Origin of the sequence: Tepidiforma flava (assembly GCF_027594505.1) — a bacterium.
Taxonomy (GTDB): Bacteria; Chloroflexota; Dehalococcoidia; order Tepidiformales; family Tepidiformaceae; genus Tepidiforma; species Tepidiforma flava.
Genome location: NZ_CP115149.1, coordinates 1,538,037 through 1,558,787, shown reverse-complemented (window position 1 = coordinate 1,558,787; position 20,751 = coordinate 1,538,037). Strand labels below are relative to the sequence as shown.

12 protein-coding genes are annotated in these 20,751 nt (G+C 72.8%); 7 read left to right on the top strand and 5 right to left on the bottom strand.

Annotated features, from left to right (window positions below):
- Window positions 1-113 precede the first annotated feature (113 nt).
- Complete coding sequence (locus O0235_RS08705; protein WP_270055401.1) at window positions 114-8,399, top strand: ATP-binding protein; 8,286 nt, start codon at window positions 114-116, stop codon at window positions 8,397-8,399.
- Here O0235_RS08705 and O0235_RS08700 read toward each other — a convergent pair.
- Both O0235_RS08700 and O0235_RS08695 read right to left on the bottom strand, forming a co-directional pair.
- Window positions 8,378-9,205 carry an Fpg/Nei family DNA glycosylase gene (locus O0235_RS08700; protein WP_270055400.1) on the bottom strand — a complete coding sequence of 276 codons (828 nt, stop codon included), beginning with the start codon at window positions 9,203-9,205 and terminating at the stop codon, window positions 8,378-8,380. The genes O0235_RS08705 and O0235_RS08700 overlap by 22 nt on opposite strands.
- Before the next feature lie 1,010 nt (window positions 9,206-10,215).
- Entirely contained in the window at window positions 10,216-11,502 is a 1,287-nt protein-coding gene (locus O0235_RS08695) for an alkyl sulfatase dimerization domain-containing protein (RefSeq protein ID WP_270055399.1), read from the bottom strand.
- A gap of 118 nt (window positions 11,503-11,620) precedes the next feature.
- Between O0235_RS08695 and O0235_RS08690 the strand changes: the two genes are divergently transcribed.
- The 6 genes from O0235_RS08690 (at window position 11,621) to O0235_RS08665 (ending at window position 17,152) form a co-directional block, all read left to right on the top strand.
- Complete coding sequence (locus O0235_RS08690; RefSeq protein WP_270055398.1) at window positions 11,621-12,109, top strand: hypothetical protein; 489 nt, start codon at window positions 11,621-11,623, stop codon at window positions 12,107-12,109.
- Between the two features lie 81 nt (window positions 12,110-12,190).
- Window positions 12,191-13,480, top strand: a complete 1,290-nt coding sequence (locus O0235_RS08685; RefSeq protein WP_308445678.1) for an MFS transporter — start codon at window positions 12,191-12,193, stop codon at window positions 13,478-13,480.
- 310 nt (window positions 13,481-13,790) lie between these two features.
- Entirely contained in the window at window positions 13,791-14,273 is a 483-nt protein-coding gene (locus O0235_RS08680; RefSeq protein ID WP_373324293.1) for a VOC family protein, read from the top strand.
- Window positions 14,274-14,318: 45 nt separating this feature from the next.
- The gene (locus tag O0235_RS08675; RefSeq protein WP_270055396.1) at window positions 14,319-15,548 is read left to right on the top strand and encodes an MFS transporter; all 1,230 of its coding nucleotides are present in this window, start codon (window positions 14,319-14,321) and stop codon (window positions 15,546-15,548) included.
- 52 nt (window positions 15,549-15,600) lie between these two features.
- The gene (gene proB / locus O0235_RS08670; protein ID WP_270055395.1) at window positions 15,601-16,710 is read left to right on the top strand and encodes a glutamate 5-kinase; all 1,110 of its coding nucleotides are present in this window, start codon (window positions 15,601-15,603) and stop codon (window positions 16,708-16,710) included.
- Between the two features lie 46 nt (window positions 16,711-16,756).
- On the top strand, window positions 16,757-17,152 hold the full coding sequence (locus tag O0235_RS08665; RefSeq protein WP_270055394.1) for a hypothetical protein: 396 nt from the start codon (window positions 16,757-16,759) through the stop codon (window positions 17,150-17,152).
- Window positions 17,153-17,167: 15 nt separating this feature from the next.
- Here the strand turns inward: O0235_RS08665 and O0235_RS08660 are convergent, their stop codons facing one another.
- The 3 genes from O0235_RS08660 to O0235_RS08650 all read right to left on the bottom strand — a co-directional run bounded on the left by O0235_RS08660 (window position 17,168) and on the right by O0235_RS08650 (window position 20,658).
- Window positions 17,168-17,749, bottom strand: a complete 582-nt coding sequence (locus tag O0235_RS08660; RefSeq protein ID WP_270055393.1) for a hypothetical protein — start codon at window positions 17,747-17,749, stop codon at window positions 17,168-17,170.
- Between the two features lie 24 nt (window positions 17,750-17,773).
- Window positions 17,774-19,027 carry an MFS transporter gene (locus tag O0235_RS08655; protein WP_270055392.1) on the bottom strand — a complete coding sequence of 418 codons (1,254 nt, stop codon included), beginning with the start codon at window positions 19,025-19,027 and terminating at the stop codon, window positions 17,774-17,776.
- Between the two features lie 80 nt (window positions 19,028-19,107).
- Entirely contained in the window at window positions 19,108-20,658 is a 1,551-nt protein-coding gene (locus tag O0235_RS08650) for a 2-isopropylmalate synthase (protein WP_270055391.1), read from the bottom strand.
- Window positions 20,659-20,751: the final 93 nt, after the last annotated feature.

The following is a 20,751-nucleotide window of genomic DNA, read 5'->3' as shown; positions in this document are numbered from 1 at the left end:
GAGGCGGACCGCGAAGGGGCCGCTGACACTGCGGTCTGATTGGGGAATTCCCTCATAGGCCCGGGCATGGGAGCATCCGACACTTCAGGGATGGGGGAGAGGGCGAACACGCGATGACGGGCCGAGGCCTCACATCCCGCGACCGGGCGGTCGTGCAGGAGCTCGCGGTGATCGCGGCGGGCGGCGGGCCGCTCCCGGAGCGGTTCGCGCGGTTTGCGGCGGTGCTGGGCGAGGCGGCCGGGTGCGCCCTCGCGACGCTGTTCGTGAGCGAGGGAAGCGGCGAGGCCGTGCGGGTGGCCGGGTCGTGGCCGGTGGAGCACGAGCCGGCGGTCATCGGCCGGGTGCTGCCGGCGGAGAGCGTGGGGCTGGACCTCGCGGGGCAGCTGGCGGCGGGGGCTGCGTTCGCCGCGGGTGAGGCGGCGGACCACCCGGCGGCGGTTTCGCTGGGGCGGCTGGGGTACGGCTCCGGCTGGGTGAGCCCGCTGTTCGAGCGGGGCGAGCCGGTGGGGCTGCTGGTCGCCGGCTGGCGGACGGCGGAGCTGCCGGGAGAGCGGGCGTGCGCGCTCCTCCGCGAGGCGGCGGCGCTGCTGGGCGCGGCAGCCGCGCGGGAGCGGGAGCTGCGGGCCGCAAACGCCGCGGCGGCGCGCGCCCGGGCTGCCGCGGAGCTGGGCGCGGCCCTCGCGCGCGGGGAATCGTTCGAGACGCTGTTTTCTTCGCTGGCCGGGCTGCTGCCGGAGGCGCTCCCGGTCGACTACACGGGGCTCGTCCTGCGCGGGCCGGGCGGCTTCGCGCTCGCCGGGGAGCACCCGCCGGGCGTGCACGCCGGCCTGCCGCCGACGGACGAGGGGAACGCGTATATCGAAGCGCTGGGCCGGCGCGGCGATGTCCTGCAGTTCCGGCCGGAGGCGGGGGCGAGCCCGGATGACGGGCTGGCGCTGGCCGGGTACGGCCGGGCGGCCGTCGGCATCCTGCGCGAGGGGAGCGAGACGGCCGGGCTGCTCATCGTGGCGCGGCGGGCGCACCGGCGGTTCGACGAGCAGGAGCTCGGCTTCATCGGGCTGCTGCGGGCGCTGCTGTCGCAGGCGCTGACCGCCGATGCGCGGCGGCGGCGGGAGGCGGTGGAGGCTTCGCGGGCGCGGGCGCTGAACGAGCTGGCGGCGCACCTCTCGGTCGGCACGCCGCTGGAGCAGGTGTTCGATGACCTGTGCGCGGTGCTGCCGCAGGCGCTGCGGTACGACTGGGTCGCGCTGGCGGCGGCCGAACCGGATGGCGAGCAGCTCCGCGTGGTCGGGACGCGGCCGGAGGGGCGGCTGCGGGCGGGGATGACGTTCCCGCGGGCGACGGCGCCGAGCATCCGGCTGCCGTTCGATGCCGACGGCATCTACCAGTACCGGACGGCCGAATCGCTGACGGAGTTCGGCCGGATGGTGGCGGCTGCCGGCTACCGGCGCGGGCTGGCGGCGCTGCTGCAGGACGGCGGGGAGCTGGTCGGAACCCTGCACCTTGCGCGGACCGCGGACGAGCCGTTCGACGCGCCGGACCGGGCGTTCGTGGCGACCCTGTGCCGGCTGCTGGCGGTGGGCGTGGGAAACCGGCGGCGGCTGCTCGATACGGCGCGCGCCTACGAGCGGGCGCGCATCCTGAACGAGCTGGCGCTGCTGCTGAACCGGGGCGAGGGCCCGGAGGCCTTCTTCGAGGCGCTCTCGACGCGGCTGCAGGCGACCGTCGATTTCGACGGCCTCGCGCTCTGGGTGACGGCCGGGCCGCGGCACCTGCGCGTGGTGGACAGCCTGCGGCGGCGGTCGACGCGGCCGGGGTATACGGCGCCGCGGGAGAGCTTCGGGGCGCTGCTGGAGCGGCTGCGGGAAACCCGCGTCATCGAGGCCCCCATCGAGGAGTTCGAAGGCCCAATCGCGGAGCGGAACCGGGCCGCGGGGGTGAAGCGCGTGGCGGCGGTGGCGCTGCGGCACGAGGGGGAGGAGGAGGGGCTGCTGCTGATGTCGCGGCTGACCGACCGGCCGCTGGACCCCGAGGCGATAGGGCACCTGGAGGCCGTGGCGGCGCTGCTCGGGCAGGCGCTGGCGAACCACCGGAAGGTGCGCGAGCGGGTCGGCGAGGCGGTGCGCCGGCAGGCGCTTTCCGAACTGACGGCGCTGCTGCAGGGCGGGCAGGACCTGCGGGAACAGTTCGAGGCGCTCTCGCGCATCCTGCTGCAGGGCGTGGGGTTCGACTGGCTGTCGATCACGTACCGCGACCCGCTGACCGGCGAGTACCGGCCGATCCGGTCGAAGCCGATGGACATCGATGCGGAGCCGAACTTCCGCGAGGCGAGCATCGGGGAGACGGCGCAGGCGGGCGGCATCGTGCAGTACCAGACGCGGAAGAACCCGAACCGGACGCCGCAGGCGCTGATGCGGGCGGGCTACCGTCGGGCAGCGACGGCGGTGATGACGTCGAACGAGGGGCCGGAGGGACTGCTGACGATCGGCCGGCTGGAGAACGAACGGTTCGACGAGCGGGAGCTGGAGTTCATCCAGCTGGTGGCGGCGCTCGTGGGGCAGGCCGCCGCGAACCACCGGGCGCAGCTGCGGCAGCAGCGGCGGACGCAGCAGGAGCACATCCTGAACGAGCTGGCGCTGTTCGTGAACGACGGGGCACCGATCGAGGCGCATTTCGCGCGGCTGAGCCGGCTGCTGCTGGCGGTGGAGGGCATCGACCTCGTGTCCATCGCGGCGCGGGAGCCGCTGGGGGAGCGCTACCGGCTGCTGCGGTCGAGCGATCCCGCGGGCGCGGCGCCGGTGTTCGTGGACGACGGCCGGGTCCGCCGGATGCTGGAGGCCGGGGTCCGGAGCGCGCAGCTGACCGCCGAAGAGGCGGCGCATGAGCCGGTCGTGCCGGCGGAGCTGTTCGAGGGGGGCATCGGGCGGATCGCGTGCGTGCTGCTGGAGGCGGGCGGCGAGCCGGAGGGGGTGCTGACGATCGGCAGGCGGGGGACGCAGCCGTTCGATGCCGACGAGCTGCGGTTCGCGGAGCTGGCGGGGGCGCTGCTGGCGTATGCGATTGCGAACCGGCGGCGGGTGGAGCAGAGCGCGGCGGAGGCGGAGGAGCAGCGGATCATCGCGCAGGCTGCGGCGGCGGTCGCGCGGGAGCAGGAGCCGCGGCGGCTGGCGGATGCGCTGACGGAGGCGGTCGGCGGGTTCATCCCCGGGCCGCTCGTGCGGATCGCGTTCCTGCGGGGCAGCGAGATGGAGGTGGTGCGGGAGCGGGACGACACGGTGCGCATCCCGATCGGCCCCGCGACGGCGCGGGCGCTCGAGACCGGGGAGCCGGCCGTGCTGGGGCCGGATGCGCCGGTGCTGTTCGAGGTCTCGCGGTCGGAGATGGAGAACTCGGGGATTGCGACGCGCATCGTGGCGCCGGCGCGGGCGGGCGGCGAGACGGCGGGGCTGCTGCTGGTGTTCAGCCGGGACGCGGCGTTCCGGGCGGGGGAGCGGGAGGCGCGGCTGGTGCGGCTCATCGCCGATATCGTGGGGCCCGCGCTGGCGAACCTGCTGGCGGAGGAGCGGCAGCGGCGGGAGGCGGAGGAGCAGCGGATCATCGGCGAGGCGGCCGCGGCGGTCGCGCGGGAGGTCGACGCGTACGGCATCATGCGGGGGCTGCAGCAGGTCGCGCGGGCGTTCCTGCCGAAGCCGTTCGCGGCGTTCGGGTTCACGCGGGAGGACCACATCTGGTTCCCCGGCGGGCCGCTGGGCGAGGTGCGGCTGCCGATCGGGCCGGCGTTCGCGCGGGCGCTGGCGGGCGAGACGCTGGTCCTCGCCGGCGGGCCGGCCGGGACGCCGGAGGCCGCGGCGCAGCTCGAACGGTTCGGGCTGCGGGCGCATGTCGTCGCGCCGGCGTATTCGCGCGGCGAAATCACCGGGCTACTGCTCCTCGGCACGCGGGACGCGGCGTTCACACCGGGGGAGCGGGAGGCCCGGCTGGCGCGGCTCATCGCCGACATCGTGGGGCCGGCGATGGCGAACGCGATGGCGGTGGAGCGGGAGCGGCAGGAGGCGGAGGACCAGGCGGTGGTGGCAGCGGCGGCAGCGGCCGTCGCGCGGGAGCTGGACCCGCTGGCGATCGCGCACGCCCTGCAGGCTGTGGCGCGGCGGTTCGTGCCGCAGCCGTACGTGGCGTTCGGCTTCCTCGACGGGGCGCAGGTGCAGTTCCCGAACCGGGCCGGGGGCGCGACGGCGGTCCAGCTCGGGCCGAACTTCCGGCAGGCGCTGGACGACGGTGCGGCGGTGGTGCCGCCGGCGGACCGGCGGACATCCCCGGCGGGGGCGCTGCCGGAGCTGGACTCGCTCGGCATCCAGGCGCACATCATCGCGGCGGCGAGCTCGGGCGGGGTGCCGGTCGGCCTGCTGGTCGTGGGCTCGCGCGACCCGGAGTTCGCGCCGGGGGAGCGGGAGCTGCGGCTGGCGCGGCTCATCGCCGACATCGTCGGGCCGGCGATGGCGAACGCGCGGGCGGCTGAGCGGGAGCGGCAGGACGCGGAGGACCAGCGGCTGCTGGCGGAGATCGCAGCGGTGGCGGCAAGGGAAGGCAGCCCGGACGCGATGGTGGTGGCGCTGCAGCGGCCGATGCGGCGGCTGGTGCCGCTGCCGATCGTGGCGTTTGGCCTGAAGGAGGGCGACCGCATTCTCTACCCGCTTGGCGACGGGACGGTGTTCGAGACGGCGCCGGACCAGTACGCCCGGCTGGCGGAGGAGGAGGGCCAGACCCACGCGGACCGGCTGCCGGGGGACCTCGACCCGCGGAGCCCGCTCTGGACGATGGGGGCGCGAGCAGCTTCGACGACGGCCGCGCGGGCCGGCGGGCGGACGATCGGCTATCTCGTGGTGGCCTCTCGGGACCCGGACTATACGTTCGGCGAGCGCGAGCTGCGGCTGCTGCGGCTCATCGCGCAGATCGTCGGGCCGGCGATGGAGAATGCGCGCGCTGCCCAGCGGGCGCGCGAGGATGCGGAGGAGCAGCGCTTCCTCGCGGACATCGCCGCGGTGGCGACCCGGGCGGCGACGGAGCAGGAGCTGGTGCAGCAGCTCGGGCGGGAGTTCCGCTGGCTGGTGCCGGCGGCGCGGCTGGACCTGCTGATTTTCGACGAGACCGGCGGCCTGGTGAGTTCCGTGAACCCGGAGGTGCGGCTGCCGGTGGGATTCGACTATGCGGATGCGCACGCGCTGGAGCCGGTGGTGCGGACCCCGGCGGAGGCGGTGACGGAGGCATCGCGGCAGCGGCAGCGGGAACTCGGCATCGTGCGGAGCGTGAACGCGCGGCTCGCCCCGGGCGGGGTGAGCATGGGGGTGCTCTGGCTGGGCACGAGCGACCCGGAGTTCCGGTTCACGGCGCGCCACCTGCGCGTGATCAAGCTGGCGGCGGACATCCTCGGGCCGGCGATGGCGAACCTGCGCGAGCGGCGGCGCCGCATCGAGGAGGCGGAGGAGCAGCGGTTCCTCGCCGATGCGGCCGCGGCGGCGGCGCGGGCGACGACCGACCGGGAGTTCGTCGAAGGGCTGGCCGCAACGTTCCGGCGGCTGGTGCCGCGGGCGATGGCGGGCTTCTTCTACGTCGAGGGCGAGCAGCTGCGGGATGCCGCGAGCGGGGAGGCGTGGCCGCTCGGGCCGGGCGTCCGGCGAGCGATCGAGGCCCGCCAGGCGGTCGATACGCTCGACTCGCCGGACATCCTGCCGGAGAACCGCGAGCGGATTGCGGCCGGGGGCCTGCGGCGGTGGGTGACGACGGCGGCCGCCTCGGAGGGCGAAGTCATCGGGGTGCTCATCGTCGGTACGGCCGACGAGGCCTACGCGTTCACGGAGCGCGACCTGCGCCTCTGCCGGCTGGTGGCAGACATCGCCGGGCCGGCGATGGCGAACTTCCGCGAGCGGCGCCGCCGGCTGGAGGAGGCCGAAGACGAGCGGATCGTCGCGAGCGTGGCCGCTGCTGCCGCCGCCGCTCGGACGGTCGGCGAGGTGGTCAACCACCTGCCGGCGGTCCTCGGGGAGCGCGTGCCGGGGGCGTATGCGATGTACGGCTTCGTCCGGGGCGATGCGATTGCCTACCAGGTCACGGACCCGGAGGGCCGGCGGGTCATCGGGCGGGACGAGCTCGTGATGCGGTTTTCGCCGGTCGGACGGGAGGCGCTGGCGGCGGGGCAGGGGGTAGGCAACCTGGAGCCGTACCGGGCGACGTTCTACGGCGAACTCGGGCTGTGCGCGTATGCGCTGACTTCGTACCACGCGGCCGGGGGCGTCTCGGGGATGCTGATGGTGGCGAGCCGCGACCCGGCGTTCCGGTTCGGACCGCGGGAGCTGGCGCTGCTGCGGCGGGTCACGGCGGTGGTGGGGCCGGTGGTGGAGACGGTGACGGCGCAGGCGGAACGGGACCGGCAGGCCGAGGAGCAGCGGATTCTCGCGGAGGTGAGCGCAACGGCGGCGACGGCGCAGGGGCCGACAGCAATCCTGCTGGGGATTACGCCGGCGCTGGAGCGGTTCGTGCCGAAGGCGTTCGCGGCGTACGGGCGGTTCGACGGCGACGAGCTGGCGTGGCCGCACCTGCTCGGCGGGGAGCTGCGGCTGCCGATGCTGCCGCACGAGTTCGAAGCGCGGTCGGTGGGGCAGGTGGTGGTGCCGGGCGAGGCGGTGCCAGCGTCGCACTTCGGGCCGAATTTCGGATTCACCTCGGTGAGCTACACGGCGACGTATTCGGCGGGCGCGGCGACGGGGCTGCTGCTGGTGGCGAGCCGGGAGCCGGGCTTCGCCTTCTCGGAGCGCGACCTCGCGCTCATCCGGCGGGTGGCGCAGGTGGTCGGCCCGGCGATCGAAGCGAGCATCGCGACACAGGAGCGGGAGCGGCAGGCGGCCGTCTACGGCCTCATCCTGCGGTCGCTCTCGGAGGCGGTCATCCTCTCGGACCGGACGGGGCGGCCGATCTTCGCGAACGCGCTGGGGCAGGAGATCGTGCAGGCGATCGACCCGGACAAGACGGCGAACGACATCGATGCCATCGCAGCGCGGCTGCCGGAGGGGCTGCGGGAGCCGTTCCGGCGGGCGTTCGAAGACGGCGTCGGCGCCCGCGGCCGGGCGGAACTGGCGATCGACGGCGAGAGCCGGCATTTCGACTACGAGTTCGTGCCGCTGGACGACCCGCAGATGCGGGTGCTGACGGTGGCGGCGGACGTGACGGACGAGGTGCGGCGGGAGGCGGAGGAGGCGGCGAACCGGGCGCGGATGGAGCGGGCGTCGCGGCTGGCGGCGCTCGGCGAGCTCATCGGCGGGGTGGCGCACGAGCTGAACAACCCGCTCACGGCGATCCTCGGGTTCGCGGAGGTGCTGGCGCTCTCCGATACGACGGGCCAGATGGGCGAGGAGCTGGCCATCATCCAGAAGGAGGCGCTGCGGGCGCGGAACATCGTGCGCGACCTGCTGTTCATCGCGCGGCCGGGGGCGGCGGAGCACGGCCGGGTGGCGGTCGCGGATGTGGTAGGCCATGTGCAGCGGCTGCGGGAGCGGCTCTGGCAGCAGGCCGGCATCGAGGTGCAGGTCCGGCTGGCGGACGGGCTCGCGGCGTGGGGCAACGAGCACCAGCTGACGCAGGTGCTGCTGAATCTCGTCACGAATGCGGAGCACGCGCTGGAGGGGCGGCCGGTGCGGCGGATCGTGATCGAGGGCGAGACGGACGAAGCGGGAAACGTGCGCATCGCGGTGAGCGATACGGGGACCGGGATGGACGAGGCAACGCGGGCGCGGATTTTCGAGCCGTTTTTCACGACGAAGCAGGGTGTGGGGACGGGCCTCGGCCTGCCGCTCAGCTACTCGATCATCCAGTCGCACCGGGGGACGATCGACTGCATTTCGACCCCGGGCACGGGGACGACGTTCGTGATAACGCTGCCGGCGCCGTCGGAGGGCGGCGCTGCGGATGCGGCGGTCGAGGCGCCGCCCCCCGCGCGGCAGGCGACGGTGCTGGTCATCGACGATGAGCCGAGCCTGCGGAAGGTGTGCCGGCGGCTGGTGGAGAGCCTCGGCCACCGGTGCCTCGATGCGGAGAACAGCGGGCGGGCGCTCGAGCTGGCGGCGGAGTTCGACCCGGACGTCATCCTCTGCGACTACCGGCTGGCGACCGAGACGGCCGACGCGGTATTCGAAGGGCTCGAGGCGCGCATGCCGCACCTCATCCCGCGGGCAATCATCGCGACGGGGGCGACGACGGACGCGGGGGTGACGGCGCTGGTGGAGCGGTACGGGCTGGAGCTGCTGGCGAAGCCGTACGGGGTGGAGGATATCGCGCGGGTCATCCGGGAGCGGGTGACCGGGGCGGAGGAGTCAGCCGGCGGGGCCGGTCAGGCCGGCAGTTCGGGCTGACACTGGCGGCAGAAGCTGGTGACGCGCTGGTTGGCGGTGATTTCGGTGATCGGCGTGCCGCAGCGGGGGCAGGGCTGGCCGCCGCGCCGGTGGACGCGGAGGAAGTCGCGCCGCTCTTCGTAGTCGAGGGTGCCGTCCTTCACCATGGCGGCGCGGGCGAGCGGTTCGGCCCAGGCCATGACGTCGCGGGCGGCGCGGAAGAGACGGCGGAGGTCGTCCTCGCTGAGCTTCGTGCGCGGGGTGTAGGGGTTGATGCGGGCTTCCCAGAGGATTTCGTCGCTGTAGGCGTTGCCGATGCCCTGGACGAAGGCGGCGTTGACGAGGATGTTCTTGATGCCGCCGCGGTACTTCGCGATGCGCTGGAGCCAGCCTTCCTCCGTAAGGGCGGGGTCGAGGAGGTCGGGACCGCCGTCGGTCCAGCCGGGGATGGCCCCGAGGCGGTCGCCGGGGAGGAGGTAGAGCTTCCCCATGAGGCGCTCGTCGGCGTAGCGGAGGGAGCGGCCGCCGTCGATGTCGAGGATGAGGCAGGTCTTCGCCGGGGGTTTGGCGGCGGGGTCGACGTACTGGAAGCGGCCGGTGAGCATGGGATTGACGGCGAGGACGCGGCCGGAGGCGAGGTCGAGGAGGAGGAATTTGCCGCGGCGGCGGAAGCCGGAGAAGCGGTCGCCGGGGAGCGTTTCGCGGAATTCGCTGGCGGGGGTGCGGAAGACGACGGGGATGCGGACGGCGGCGGCGGCGATGGCGCGGCCGGGGAGCTGCTCCTGGAAGAAGCCGCGGATGGCCTCGAGCTCGGGGATTTCGGGCACGGAGGGAGTATAGGCGGTGGGTGGCGCGGGAGGGCGGTGGGAGCGCGGTGGCGCGGCTGGCGCCGCGGGGGATGGCTGGCCGGCTTCGCCGGCGCGGTGGCGCGGCTGGCGCCGCGGGGGATGGCTGGCCGCCTTCGCCGGCGGCGCCGCGGGATGCCGCCGCTCCGCGCCGGCGGTGGAGGCGGGAGTGGGGAGGAGGGAGTTGGGAGCTGGGAGTCGGGAGCTGGGAGTCGGGAGTCGGGAGTCGGGAGCCGGGAGCCGGGAGCTGGGAGGTGGGAGCTGGGAGCTGGGAGCTGGGAGCTGGGAGCTGGGAGCTGGGAGCTGGGAGCTGGGAGGGAGGATAACCTCCAACCTCCAACCTCCAACCGTAGCCGCGGGGCTCCGTCCCCGCGGGGCGCCATGCGCCCAACGGATGTTCCGGGAGACGGGAGACGGGAACCGGGAGGCGGGAGGGCGCGCGGACGCGAACTCCCGGGTGGGCCTCACCGGCCCTCCGCGGGGACGGAGCCCCGCGGCGGAGGAGTTGGGAGATGGGAGTTGGGAGCTGGGAGTTCGGAGTTGGGAGTTGGGAGTCGGCGGGAACCGGTGGATGCGAGCGTGCGGGCGGGCCTCGCCGGCCCTCCGCGGGGACGGAGCCCCGCGGCGGAGGAGTTGGGAGTTGGGAGACGGGAGTTGGGAGTTGCGAGTCGGCGGGAACCGGTGGATGCGAACGTTCGGGCGGGCCTCGCCGGCCCTCCGCGGGGACGGAGCCCCGCGGCGGAGGAGTTGGGAGGTGGGAGTTCGGAGTTGGGAGGCGGCGGGAACCGGTGGATGCGAACGTTCGGGCGGGCCTCCCGGCCCTCCGCGGGGACGGAGCCCCGCGGCGGAGGAGTTGGGAGATGGGAGTTGGGAGTTGGGAGGGGCCTCGGGAGGAGAGTTCTCCCTTTCTCCCTTTCTCCCTTTCTCCCTTTCTCCCTTTCTCCCTTTCTCCCTTTCTCCCTTTCTCCCTTTCTCCCTTTCTCCCTTTCTCCCTAAAAGTCGCCGGCGAGGTCGCGTTTGCCCTGGCGGGAGGCGAGAGCGGCGTGGTTGAGGATGTTGCGGGCCATGGAGGAGGGCTGGAGCGCGGCGCGGGCGGCGTAGATCTCGGCGCGGAGGTCGTGGGCGGCGCGCGAGCCGGGTTCGGCGATGACGGCGTATTCGACGAGGTGGCAGGCGAGGCGGAGGTTGCCCTCGGCACGGAGGGCGGCGGCACGCTCGAGGACGCGGTCGAGGCCGCCGGCGAGGGCGACCCATTCGCGGGCCTGCTCGGCGCGGGGGGCGGGCAGGAGGTTATCGGGCTCGCCGTCGTACCAGCCGCCGTAGAGCCGCCAGACGTTGCGGACGAGGAACTGGGGGTCGTCGTAGACGGGCCGGAGGTAGGGCTTGTCGAGGAGGCGGGCGGGCACCTGAACTTCGTGGAGGATGCGGTCGAGGGTGCAGCCGGTGTTCATGAGGGCGAGGACCTGGTCCTCGATGGATTCGAGGAGTTCGGCGGCATCGAGGAGGGCCTGGCGGATGCGGTCGGCGCCGAAAATGGGGAGGCCGTGGCCGGGGAGGAGGAGTTCGGCGCCGAGGCTGGCCATTTCGCGGAGGCCGGCGGCCCATTCGCCGCAGTAGCGCTGGACTTTCTGGGGGTTGCCGGCGTTGGGGACGGCCCAGATGAAGAGGTCGCCGGGGGCGAGGAGTTTGCGCTCGGGAATCCAGGTCCAGGTGGCGTCTTCGGTCTCGCCGCGGGTGTGGCGGAGTTCGAAGGTGAGGCTGCCCTGGCGGAAGGTGAGCCGCCGGGTGTAGGTGACATCGGGCAGGCGGTACTGCCGGGGCCAGCTGAAGCCGGGGGCATCGATGGCGAACTGGCGGCGGTTGATGGCGGTGTTCCAGCCGAGGGTGCGCTGGTAGCGGGCGAAGTGCGATTCGAGCAGTTCGTGGCCGTAGACGATGGGCCGGGGCCAGCGGCGTTCGTCGGCCTCCTGTTCGAAGGGGCCGACGCCGAAGATGTGGTCGACGTGGTGGTGGGAGAAGACGGCGGCGCGGAGGGGCGCTTCGGGGCGCCAGCGGCGCACCTGCTCGTGGAGGGGGCGGGTATCGTTGACGGCGCCGGTATCGAGCATGACGAGGCCGTCGCCGGTATCGATGGTGTTGGCGCTGGCGATGCCTTTGTAGAAGAGCACGCCCTCGGCGATCTCTTCGGCTTCGGGGTGGCGCCAGCCGACGGGGTGGTAGTCGGCGGTGGTGATGTCGCCGTTCCAGAGGCGGTCGGCGAGGTCGCGGATGGTGGGCACGGGGCGTCTCCGGGGCGGGAAGGTCCGAGGAGTGTACGGAAGGCGGGGTAAAGGAGCGACGGGGCGGCGATTGACTCGAGAGGGGAGGGGGGTATCCTGCCGGGCAACGGAGGTGCACATGCGCAGGCTTCTGTTCGCGGGTGCCGCGGCCGTCCTCGGGGTTGCCGCGGCGGCGTGCGGGGGTTCGAACCCGGTGACGGTGACGGGCGGGCACGGGCCGGGCGACGGGCACATGTCGGCGATGGCCGCGCCGCCGGAGGGGGCGATCCGGGTGGGGCTGCGGAACTGGTCGGTGGACCCGGCGGTGACGAGTGCCCGCGCGGGGAAGGTGGTCTTCTGGGCGGTGCACGAGATGGACCACGCGCACGGGCACGATGAAGGCGGGCAGGTACACGACCTGCAGGTGCTGAAGAAGACGGGCGACGGGTCGTGGGAGCTCGCGGGGCAGGTGCGGAACCTCGGCATGGGGGAGGCGGCGCTGCTGGAGCTGAACCTCGAGCCGGGCGAGTACGAGCTCGCGTGCACGGTGGTGGAGGAGACGACGAGCGGAGTGGTTTCGCACTACGCGAAGGGTATGCGGACGCCGTTCACGGTGACGGGTTCGTAGCCGGCGGGCCGGCGGGTGGGCCGGGCGCGGATGATGTGGTAGGGTTGAACTCTCCGCAAACCTTGACGTGAGGGTAAAGCCCTGGCCGGGTGGTTCCGCCGGACGTTCTATGCGCTGGAGAACGGGCAGTTTCGGCTGCTGTGGATCGGCACGCTGTTTTCGTTCCTCGGCATGCAGATGCAGATCGTGGCGCGGGGCTACCTGGCGTTCGAGCTGACGGGGAAGAACACGGCGCTCGGCGGGGTGATGATCGCGTTCGGGGTGCCGCAGCTGCTGCTGGGGCTCTGGGGCGGCGTGCTGGCCGACCGGCTGCCGAAGCGGAACCTGCTCATCGCCTGCCAGGGGATCATCGCGCTGAACTCGCTGTGGGTCGCGACGATGATCAAGACCGGGCACATCGAGTACTGGATGCTGATCGCGGCGGGCGTGGTGCAGGGCGCCGGGTTCGCGTTCATCGGGCCGGCGCGGCAGGCGTTCATCGGCGACCTCGTGGGGCGGGACAGCATCGGGAATGCGGTGGTGCTGCAGCAGCTGAGCATGAACAGCACGCGGGTCATCGGGCCGTCGCTGGCGGGCGCGTTCATCGCGGTGGCGGTGATTGGGACGGGCGGGGTGTACCTGATGACGACGCTGGGCTTCTTCATCGCGATGGCGACGATGTTCCGGCTGCCGCCGGGGAACCCGAAGCCGCGGGCGACGCAGGTTTCGCCGCTGCGGGACCTCGCCGACGGGGTGCGGTACGTGCGGCGGCGGCCGTCGCTGGCGCTGCTCATCCTGACGAGCTTCGCGGTGATCATGGTCGGCTTCCCGTACCAGTCGTTCCTGCCGTCGGTGGCGGTCGACGTCTACCGTGCGGGGTCGGGCGGGCTGGGGCTGCTGCAGTCGTTCGGCGCGGTGGGCGCGGTCGCGGCGACGGTGCTGGTTGCGACGTTCGCGGAGAGCCGGCGGGCCTGGTTCTGGCAGCCGGTGCTGGCGATGGCGTTCGGGGCGTCGCTGATCCTGCTGGGGGCGACGACGAGTCTTTTGGTGGGGCTGGCGGCGATGGTGGCGGTGGGGGCGCTGGCGAGCGGGTTCCAGGGGCTGAACAACGCGCTGACGATGTCGAACACGGACCACGAGTACCACGGGCGGGTGCAGTCGATTTCGATGCTGAGCTGGAGCCTGTTCGGGCTGTTTGCGCTGCCCATCGGCATCGTGGCGGACCACATCGGGATCCGGGAGACGCTGATGCTGATGGGCGCGGTGGTGATCGGCTGTGTGGCGCTCCTGCAGCTGATGAGCCGCTCGGAGCGGGTGGCGGAGGACCGGCGGCGGGCGCTGGCCGCGCTGGAGGTGCGGCAGGAAGCGCGGGCGGCCGCCGGCGGGCAGTAGCGGGAGTTGGGAGTTGGGAGTTGGGAGTTGGGAGTTGGGAGTTGGGAGTGGGGAGTGGGGAGTTGGGAGTGGGGAGTTGGGAGGCGGGAGGCGGGAGACGGGAGCTTGACCTTCGAGCGTTCGGGTGGGCCTCGCCGGCCCTCCGCGGGGACGGAGCCCCGCGGCGACGGAGTTGGGAGTTGGGAGTTGGGAGTTGGGAGTTGGGAGAGCCTTCTCCCTTCTCCCTTCTCCCTTCTCCCTTCTCCCGCCTCCCGGTTCCCGTCTCCCGTCTCCCGCTATACTTGCCGAACGTTCCCGGGGGGTGGATGCGATGGCGCGGGTGAGCCGGCTGAACCATGCGGTGCTGTTCGTGCGCGATGCGGAGCGGGCGGCGGCGTTCTACCAGGAAGCGTTCGGCTTCGAGGTGGTGCAGAACGTGGGCGGGCGGGCCGTCTTCCTGCGGGCGGCGGGCTCGGCGAACCACCACGACCTGGGGCTGTTCGCGCTCGGCCCCGCTGCGCAGGGGCCGTTCACCGGGCAGGCGGTGGGGCTCTACCACCTCGCCTGGCAGGTGGACACCATCGAGGAGCTGGCGGAGATGCGGGTGACGCTGGCGAACCTCGGCGCGCTGACCGGGCAATCGGACCACGGCGCGACGAAGTCGCTCTACGGCCGCGACCCGGACGGGAACGAGTTCGAGGTGATGTGGCTCGTGCCGCGGGAGGCGTGGGGGCCGTACGACCGGGAAGCGGTGACGCGCCCGCTGGACCTGGAGCGGGAGCTGGCGCGGTTCGGGAGCGGCCGGGGGAGCTGAGCGCAGGCTCGCGGGATTGTTAACGGCCGCGTAGAGTTCCGGCCGATGGCCGCGAACGCTCTCGAGTCGCGCGATTTCCGGCTGCTGTTCGCCGGGTCGGTGCTGGTGAGCTTCGTGATGCCGATGCAGTTCCTGACGCAGGTCTTCTGGGTTCAGGAGCGCCACCCGGAGCGCGAGGTGCTGTTCGTCGGGCTACTGGGGGCGGCGCGGGGCTCGGCGATGATCGCCTTCGGGCTCATCGGGGGCGCGCTGGCGGACCGGCTGGAGCGGCGGCGGCTGCTCATCGGCTGCCAGGTGGCGGCGCTGGCGATCAACGGGGGCGTGGCGGCGCTGATGCTGGCAGAGCCGTTCGGCGCGGCGAACGTGGCAGTGCTGCTGGGGCTGACGTTCGCAGCGGCGGCGAACATGGCCGTCGACCAGCCGGCGCGGCAGGCGGCGACGCCGGCCATCGTGGGGATGGCAGCGCTCCCCTCGGCGATCACGCTGCAGATGGTGGCGCAGCAGGTGACGTTCCCGCTGGCGCTGCCGCTGGTCGGCTTCCTGAACAGCCGGATGGAGCCCGGCGAGGTGTACGCGCTGACGCTGCTGGCGTGGGCGGGGGTGCTGCCGCTGCTGTTCGCGCTGCGGTTCCGGTCGCGCGGGCAGGGCGGCGCGGGGGCCGGGGTGGTGCGGAACGCCTGGGCCGGGCTGCGGTACACGCGGGGCGAGCCGACGATTTTCGCGGTCATCGTGCTGGTGCTGGCGATTCAGCTGCTGGGGATGCCGGGGCCGGCTTCGCTGGGGCCGTCGTGGATGCGGAACGTGCTGGGGCTTTCGGAGACGCAGTTCGGCTTCATGGCGATGACGTGGGGGCTCGGCACGATGGCGGCCTCGGTGTTCTACTTCGTGCGGAACGACCTGCCGGGGCGGGGGCTGACGCTCTGGGGCGCGGGGGTCGGGTTCGGGCTGTGCGCGCTGGTGTTCGCCTATTCGCGGAGCGTGCCGCTGACGGCCGTTGCGAACTTCGGGCTGGGCTTCGCGCTGGTGAGCACGATGGTGTCGTCGTCGACGATTGCGCAGCAGCGGGTGGAGGAGGCGATGCGGGGGCGGGTGATGGGGCTCTTCCCGCTGGCGATGGGGCTCGCGATGCTGGCCGCCTTCCCGGTCGGGGCGGCGGCGCAGGCAGCGAGCATGGAGGCCGTCTTCCCGGTGATGGCGTGGGCGACGCTGGCGGCGGTGGCGGGGAGCATGGCACTCCAGCCGGGGCTGCGGCGGGTGGCGCCGCGCACGGCGTAACCGGGGCGGTGCGGCGCTTTCGCGTTCGCGGCCGGCGCGGTCTACTTACGGCGTGCGCTACCGGCGAATCGTGGCGAAGTTCGGCACGAGCCTGCTGACAGCCGGGTCGGACCGGCTGGACCTGGAGGCGATGTCGCGGCTCGTCGGGCAGGTCGTGCGGCTGCGGCAGGCGGGCTGCCAGGTGGCGGTGGTCTCGTCGGGGGCGCAGGCGGCGGGGCGGCACCGGCTGCGCGGCCGGGCGGAGACGGTGCGGGCGCTGAGCCGGCAGGCGATCGCCTCGGTGGGCCAGAGCCACCTGATGCAGAGCTGGGACGAGCTGTTCGACTGGCACGATACGGTGGTGGCGCAGGTGCTGCTCACGCGGCGCGACCTCGCGGACCGGCTGGCGTACCTGAATGCGCGCAATACGCTGCGCGACCTGCTGGATGCCGGGACGGTGCCCATCATCAACGAGAACGATGCCGTGGCGCTCGACCAGGTGCTGGCCACGCGCATCGGGGAGAACGACAGCCTCTCCGCCTATGTGGCGAACCTGATCGATGCGGACCTGCTGGTCATCCTGACGGATGTGGCCGGGCTGTACGATGCGGACCCGCGTTCGAACCCGGGCGCGCAGCTGATCCGGCGGGTGGAGCGGATCGACGCCCGGGTGGAGGCGCTGGGCGGCGGGGCGCACGGCCCCGGCACGGGCGGGATGGCGACGAAGCTGCGGGCGGCGCACATCGCGACACAGGCGGGGGTGGACGTGGTGATCTGCTCGGGGCGGGAGCCGGAGGCGCTGCTCGCGGCGGCGCGCGGCGACACGACGGGGACGTACTTCCCCGCGGCGGGCGACCGGCTGGAGAGCCGGAAGCGGTGGATCCTCGGGAGCATCACGCGCGGGGGGTGGATCACGGTGGATGCGGGGGCGGCGGAGGCGCTGCGGGCGCGGGGCCGGAGCCTGCTGCCGGCGGGGGTCGCCGGGGTGACGGGCACGTTCCAGCGCGGGGATTCGGTGGAGATTCGCGACCCGGAGGGGCACCGGGTGGCGGCCGGGCTGGTGAACTACGCGGCGGAGGAGCTGGAGAAGATCCGGGGGCTGCGGTCGGACCGGATCGCGGAGGCGCTGGGCTACAGCTACGGCGACGAGGTGGTGCACCGGGACAACCTGGTGCTGCTGTGACAGGGGTCTGCAGGGCCGGAGCGGGAGCGCGTGCTACGCTCGGGGCATGTCCAGCAAGAACCGCCACCTGCTCCCCTTCCGGTCGCCCGCGGTGCTCATCCTGTGGGCTGATGCGCTGTTCGAGGCCGTCCTCGCGGCGGCGTGCTTCGCGCTCGCTTCGAACCTGGCAGGGTGGTTCGGGCTGCCGCGCGAGACGTTCTGGGTGCTCGGCGGTGCGTTCGCGCTGGCGAGCGCCGGCCTGGGGTGGATGGCGTGGCAGCGGGCGATCGGCTGGCTGCCGGGCGTTGCGACGGCGAACGCGGCGACGGGCGCGGCGCTGTGGGGGCTGGCGCCGTTCGCGTGGGGCGGGTTCAGCCCGGAAGGGCGGTGGCTGGCATCGGCGGTGGCGAACGCCTGCCTGCTCATCGGGGTGACGCAGTGGCTGGCCTGGCGGCGGCCGTAGCGGTTCGGCGGCGGGTCAGGATCCCTTCGGGCAGGCGAGCGCGTCGCGGTAGACGGGGCTGTTGGGCGCCGGCGTTGCGCCTTCGAGCCGGGGCGGGTTGCCGGTGACGCGCGCTTCGCGGGCGGCGATGACCTCGCCGGCGAATTCGCGGAAGGCCACCACAGCGCGGTGGTCGCCCTGGCCGAGGGGGACGGCTTCGCCGTCGCGGGCGAGTTCGAGCTGGAAGCAGACGGTGCCGACGTAGCTGGTGGTGGCGCCGGCGGACCAGCGGGCGACGACGGCGCCGGTTTCATCGAGCAGCCAGAATTCGAAGCCGGCGCCGGGGTGGGTGCGGACCTGGAGGACGACCTGGATGCTGGGCTGGTCGTTTTCGAGGTGGGAGAAGGTGGCGAGGGAGAAGTGGAGCTCCCAGCCGGCGGGCGGGTCCTTTGGGGCGGGCGGAGTTTCGCCGGTGCGGAAGGCGACGTTGCCGATGGTGGTGCCGATGAGGGCGCGGAGCGAGGGCGAGGTGGCGTAGGACTTGTCTTTGATGCCGCAGGCAGTGAGGACGAGGACGGAAAGGAAGGCGAGCGCGGCGAGGCTGGTGAGACGCTTCACGAGTTCATTGTGCCGCGGCGGGGGCTAGCGCGCTGCGGGCGCGGCGGCAGGGCGGGGGACTGGCGCGGGGTCGCGGAGGATGAGCGTGCAGAGGACGGCGACGCCGTTGAGGGCGATGCCGAGCATGATCGGGAGGTCGTAGCTTTCGCGGGCGTCGTAGAGCGCGCCGGCGAGCGTGGGGCCGGCGAGGGCGCCGACGGCGGCGCTGGTGTAGATGAGGCCGAGGATGGCGCCGAAGCTGCGGCCGGCGAAGTAGTCGGCGGCGAGGGCCGGGATGAGCGCGACGAAGCCGCCGTAGGCGGCGCCGAAGGCGAGGGCGAAGAGGATGAGCGCCCACGCCTGCACGGCAGTGAGCCACCAGGCGAGGCAGAGGCCCATCGCGACGAAGGTGCCGGCCAGCGAGCGGCGGCGGCCGAGACGGTCGGCGGAGCTGCCGAGGAGGAGGCGGCCGGCGATGGATCCGATGCCGATGAAGCCGATGAGGAGGGCGCCGAAGGCATCGGAGTAGCCCTGGTCGCGGGCGTACGGGGTGAGGTGGGCGAAGGGGATGAAGATGCCGAGGCTGGTGGAGAGGCCCGCGCCGAAGAGGAGCCAGAAGGGAGCGGAGCGGATGGCCTGGCGCACCGCCGGGCCGCCGGCGGGGCCGAGCGCGGGCGGCGGCTGGCGGTCGCCGTCGGGGTAGAGGCCGCGGTCGGCGGGGTTCGGGACGATGGTGAGCACGGCGGGGATGCCGATGACGAGCGCGACGGCGGCGAGGATGACCCAGGAGGGCCGCCAGCCGAGGGCGTCGATGGAAGCGGCGGCGAGGAGCGGCATGACGAGGGTGCCGGCGCCGATGCCGGCGACGGCGAAGCCGGAAGCCATGCCGCGGCGGCGGATGAACCAGCGCTGGACGACGCCGACAGCCGGGACATAGACGAGCCCGACGCCCACGCCGACGCCGAGGGAGTAGGTGAGGTAGACCTGCCAGACGGCCTGCGCGAGCGAGGCGGCCGCCATGCCGGCGGCGATGCAGACGATGCCGGCGGCGATGACCCGCCGCGGCCCGAGCCGGTCGGCGAGGAGGCCGGTGACAGCGCCGAGGCCGAAGTAGAGGAAGCCGCTGAGGGCGAAGACGAGCGAGATATCGCTGCGGGTGGCGCCGAACTCGTCGCGGAGGGCGTTGAAGAAGGCGGCGAAGCTGTACGCCGCGCCGAAGGCGACGAAGAGCGCGCCGAAGACGGCGCCGACGACGACCCAGCCGTAGAAGAACCGCGCCCGGGGCGCTTCAGCCGGCATGGCCGGTGATTCTACGCCCCGGGCGCGGGCGACGGCGGGATCGGCCCGGGCTGGCAGCGGAAGGCTGCTCCCGGGGAACGCTAGGGGTTGGCGCGGGCCTCGGCGGGCCGGGCGCCGGTGAGGAGCATCCGGTTGAGGGCGTTCATGTAGGCCTTGGCGCTCGCGACGATGATGTCCGTATCGGCGGCGCGGCCGGTGTAGGTGCGGCCTTTCTCGTCCTCGATCCGGATGGTGACGTCGCCCTGGGCGTCGATGCCTTCGGTGACGCTCTTGACGGAGAACTCGGTGAGCTTCGGCGCGAGGCCGGTGATGCGGTTCATGGCGCGGTAGACGGCATCGACAGGGCCGGTGCCGACGGCGGCATCGACGCGGATGTTGCCCTCGGGGTCGATGAGGCGGAGGGTGGCCGTCGGGGCGGCGTGGTCGCCCGCGGAGACCTGGACGAGGTCGAGCCGCCAGCCGGCGGTTTCCATGGAGCGGAGGTTTTCGTTGACGAGGGCTTCGAGGTCGCGGTCGTCGACTTCGATTTTCTTGTCGGCGAGCTCTTTGAAGGCGGCGAAGACGCGGTTGAGCTCTTCGTCGGTGAGTTCGTAGCCGAGCTCGAGCATGTGCTCTTTGAAGGCGTGGCGGCCGGAGAGCTTGCCGAGGACGAGCTGGGTGCCCTGGGGGATGCCGATTTCGGCGGGGTCCATGATCTCCCAGGTTTCGCGGAGCTTGAGGATGCCGTCCTGGTGGATGCCGGAGCCGTGGCGGAAGGCGTTCTTGCCGACGATGGCCTTGTTCCACTGGACTGGCATGCCGGAATAGGTCTCCACCATCTTGGAGGTGCGGTAGATCTCGCGGGTGTTGATGTCGGTGTAGAAGGGGAGGAAGTCCTTGCGGGTCTTGATGGCCATGACGACTTCCTCGAGGGAGGTGTTGCCGGCGCGTTCGCCGATGCCGTTGATGGTGACTTCGACCTGACGGGCGCCGTTCTGGATGGCGGTGAGGGTGTTGGCGGTGCAGAGGCCGAGGTCGTTCTGGCCGTGGAAGGAGACGCGGGCCTTGTGGATGTTGGGGACGTTTTCGAAGAGGGCGCGGAAGAAGGCGCCGAGCTCTTCGGGGATGGCGTAGCCGACGGAGTCGGGGATGTTGATGGTGGTGGCGCCGGCATCGATGCAGCGGCGGACGATTTCGAAGACGAAGCGGGGGTCGGCCCGGGTGGCGTCCATCGGGCTGAACTCGACGTTGCTGGTGTACTTTGCGGCGTGCTTCACCATCTCCTCGGCCTGGGTGAGCACCTGCTCGCGGTCCTTCCGGAGCTGGTGGGCCATCTGGATGTCGCTGGAGTTGATGAAGACGTGGATGCGGGGTTCAGCGGCCTCCTTGACGGCCTCCCAGGCGGTATCGATATCGGCCGGCACGGCGCGGGCGAGGGCGCAGATGACGGGGCCGCGGACGCTGCGGGCGATAGCCTGCACGGCTTCGAGGTCGCCGGGGGTGGAGCAGGGGAAGCCGGCTTCGATGATATCGACGCCGAGTTTTTCGAGCTGGCGGGCGATTTCGAGCTTTTCGCCGGGGGTGAAGGCGACGCCGGCGGACTGCTCGCCATCGCGGAGGGTGGTATCGAAGATGTAGATCTTTTCGGGCATCGGGTCGTCTCCTCGTGCGGGGTGATGGGACGGGCGGCCGGCGCGGGTGCGCCGGGGCGAGTTTCTTACGGAATTCTTATGGGGAGTTTCGGC

What these genes read in the sequence shown, in the direction of transcription:
- O0235_RS08705 (WP_270055401.1), top strand. Translation starts at nt 114, where the DNA reads ATGACGGGCCGAGGCCTCACATCCCGCGACCGGGCGGTCGTGCAGGAG.
- O0235_RS08690 (WP_270055398.1), top strand. Translation starts at nt 11,621, where the DNA reads ATGCGCAGGCTTCTGTTCGCGGGTGCCGCGGCCGTCCTCGGGGTTGCC.
- O0235_RS08680 (WP_373324293.1), top strand. Translation starts at nt 13,791, where the DNA reads ATGGCGCGGGTGAGCCGGCTGAACCATGCGGTGCTGTTCGTGCGCGAT.
- O0235_RS08675 (WP_270055396.1), top strand. Translation starts at nt 14,319, where the DNA reads ATGGCCGCGAACGCTCTCGAGTCGCGCGATTTCCGGCTGCTGTTCGCC.
- O0235_RS08665 (WP_270055394.1), top strand. Translation starts at nt 16,757, where the DNA reads ATGTCCAGCAAGAACCGCCACCTGCTCCCCTTCCGGTCGCCCGCGGTG.
- O0235_RS08655 (WP_270055392.1), bottom strand. Translation starts at nt 19,027, where the DNA reads ATGCCGGCTGAAGCGCCCCGGGCGCGGTTCTTCTACGGCTGGGTCGTC.
- O0235_RS08650 (WP_270055391.1), bottom strand. Translation starts at nt 20,658, where the DNA reads ATGCCCGAAAAGATCTACATCTTCGATACCACCCTCCGCGATGGCGAG.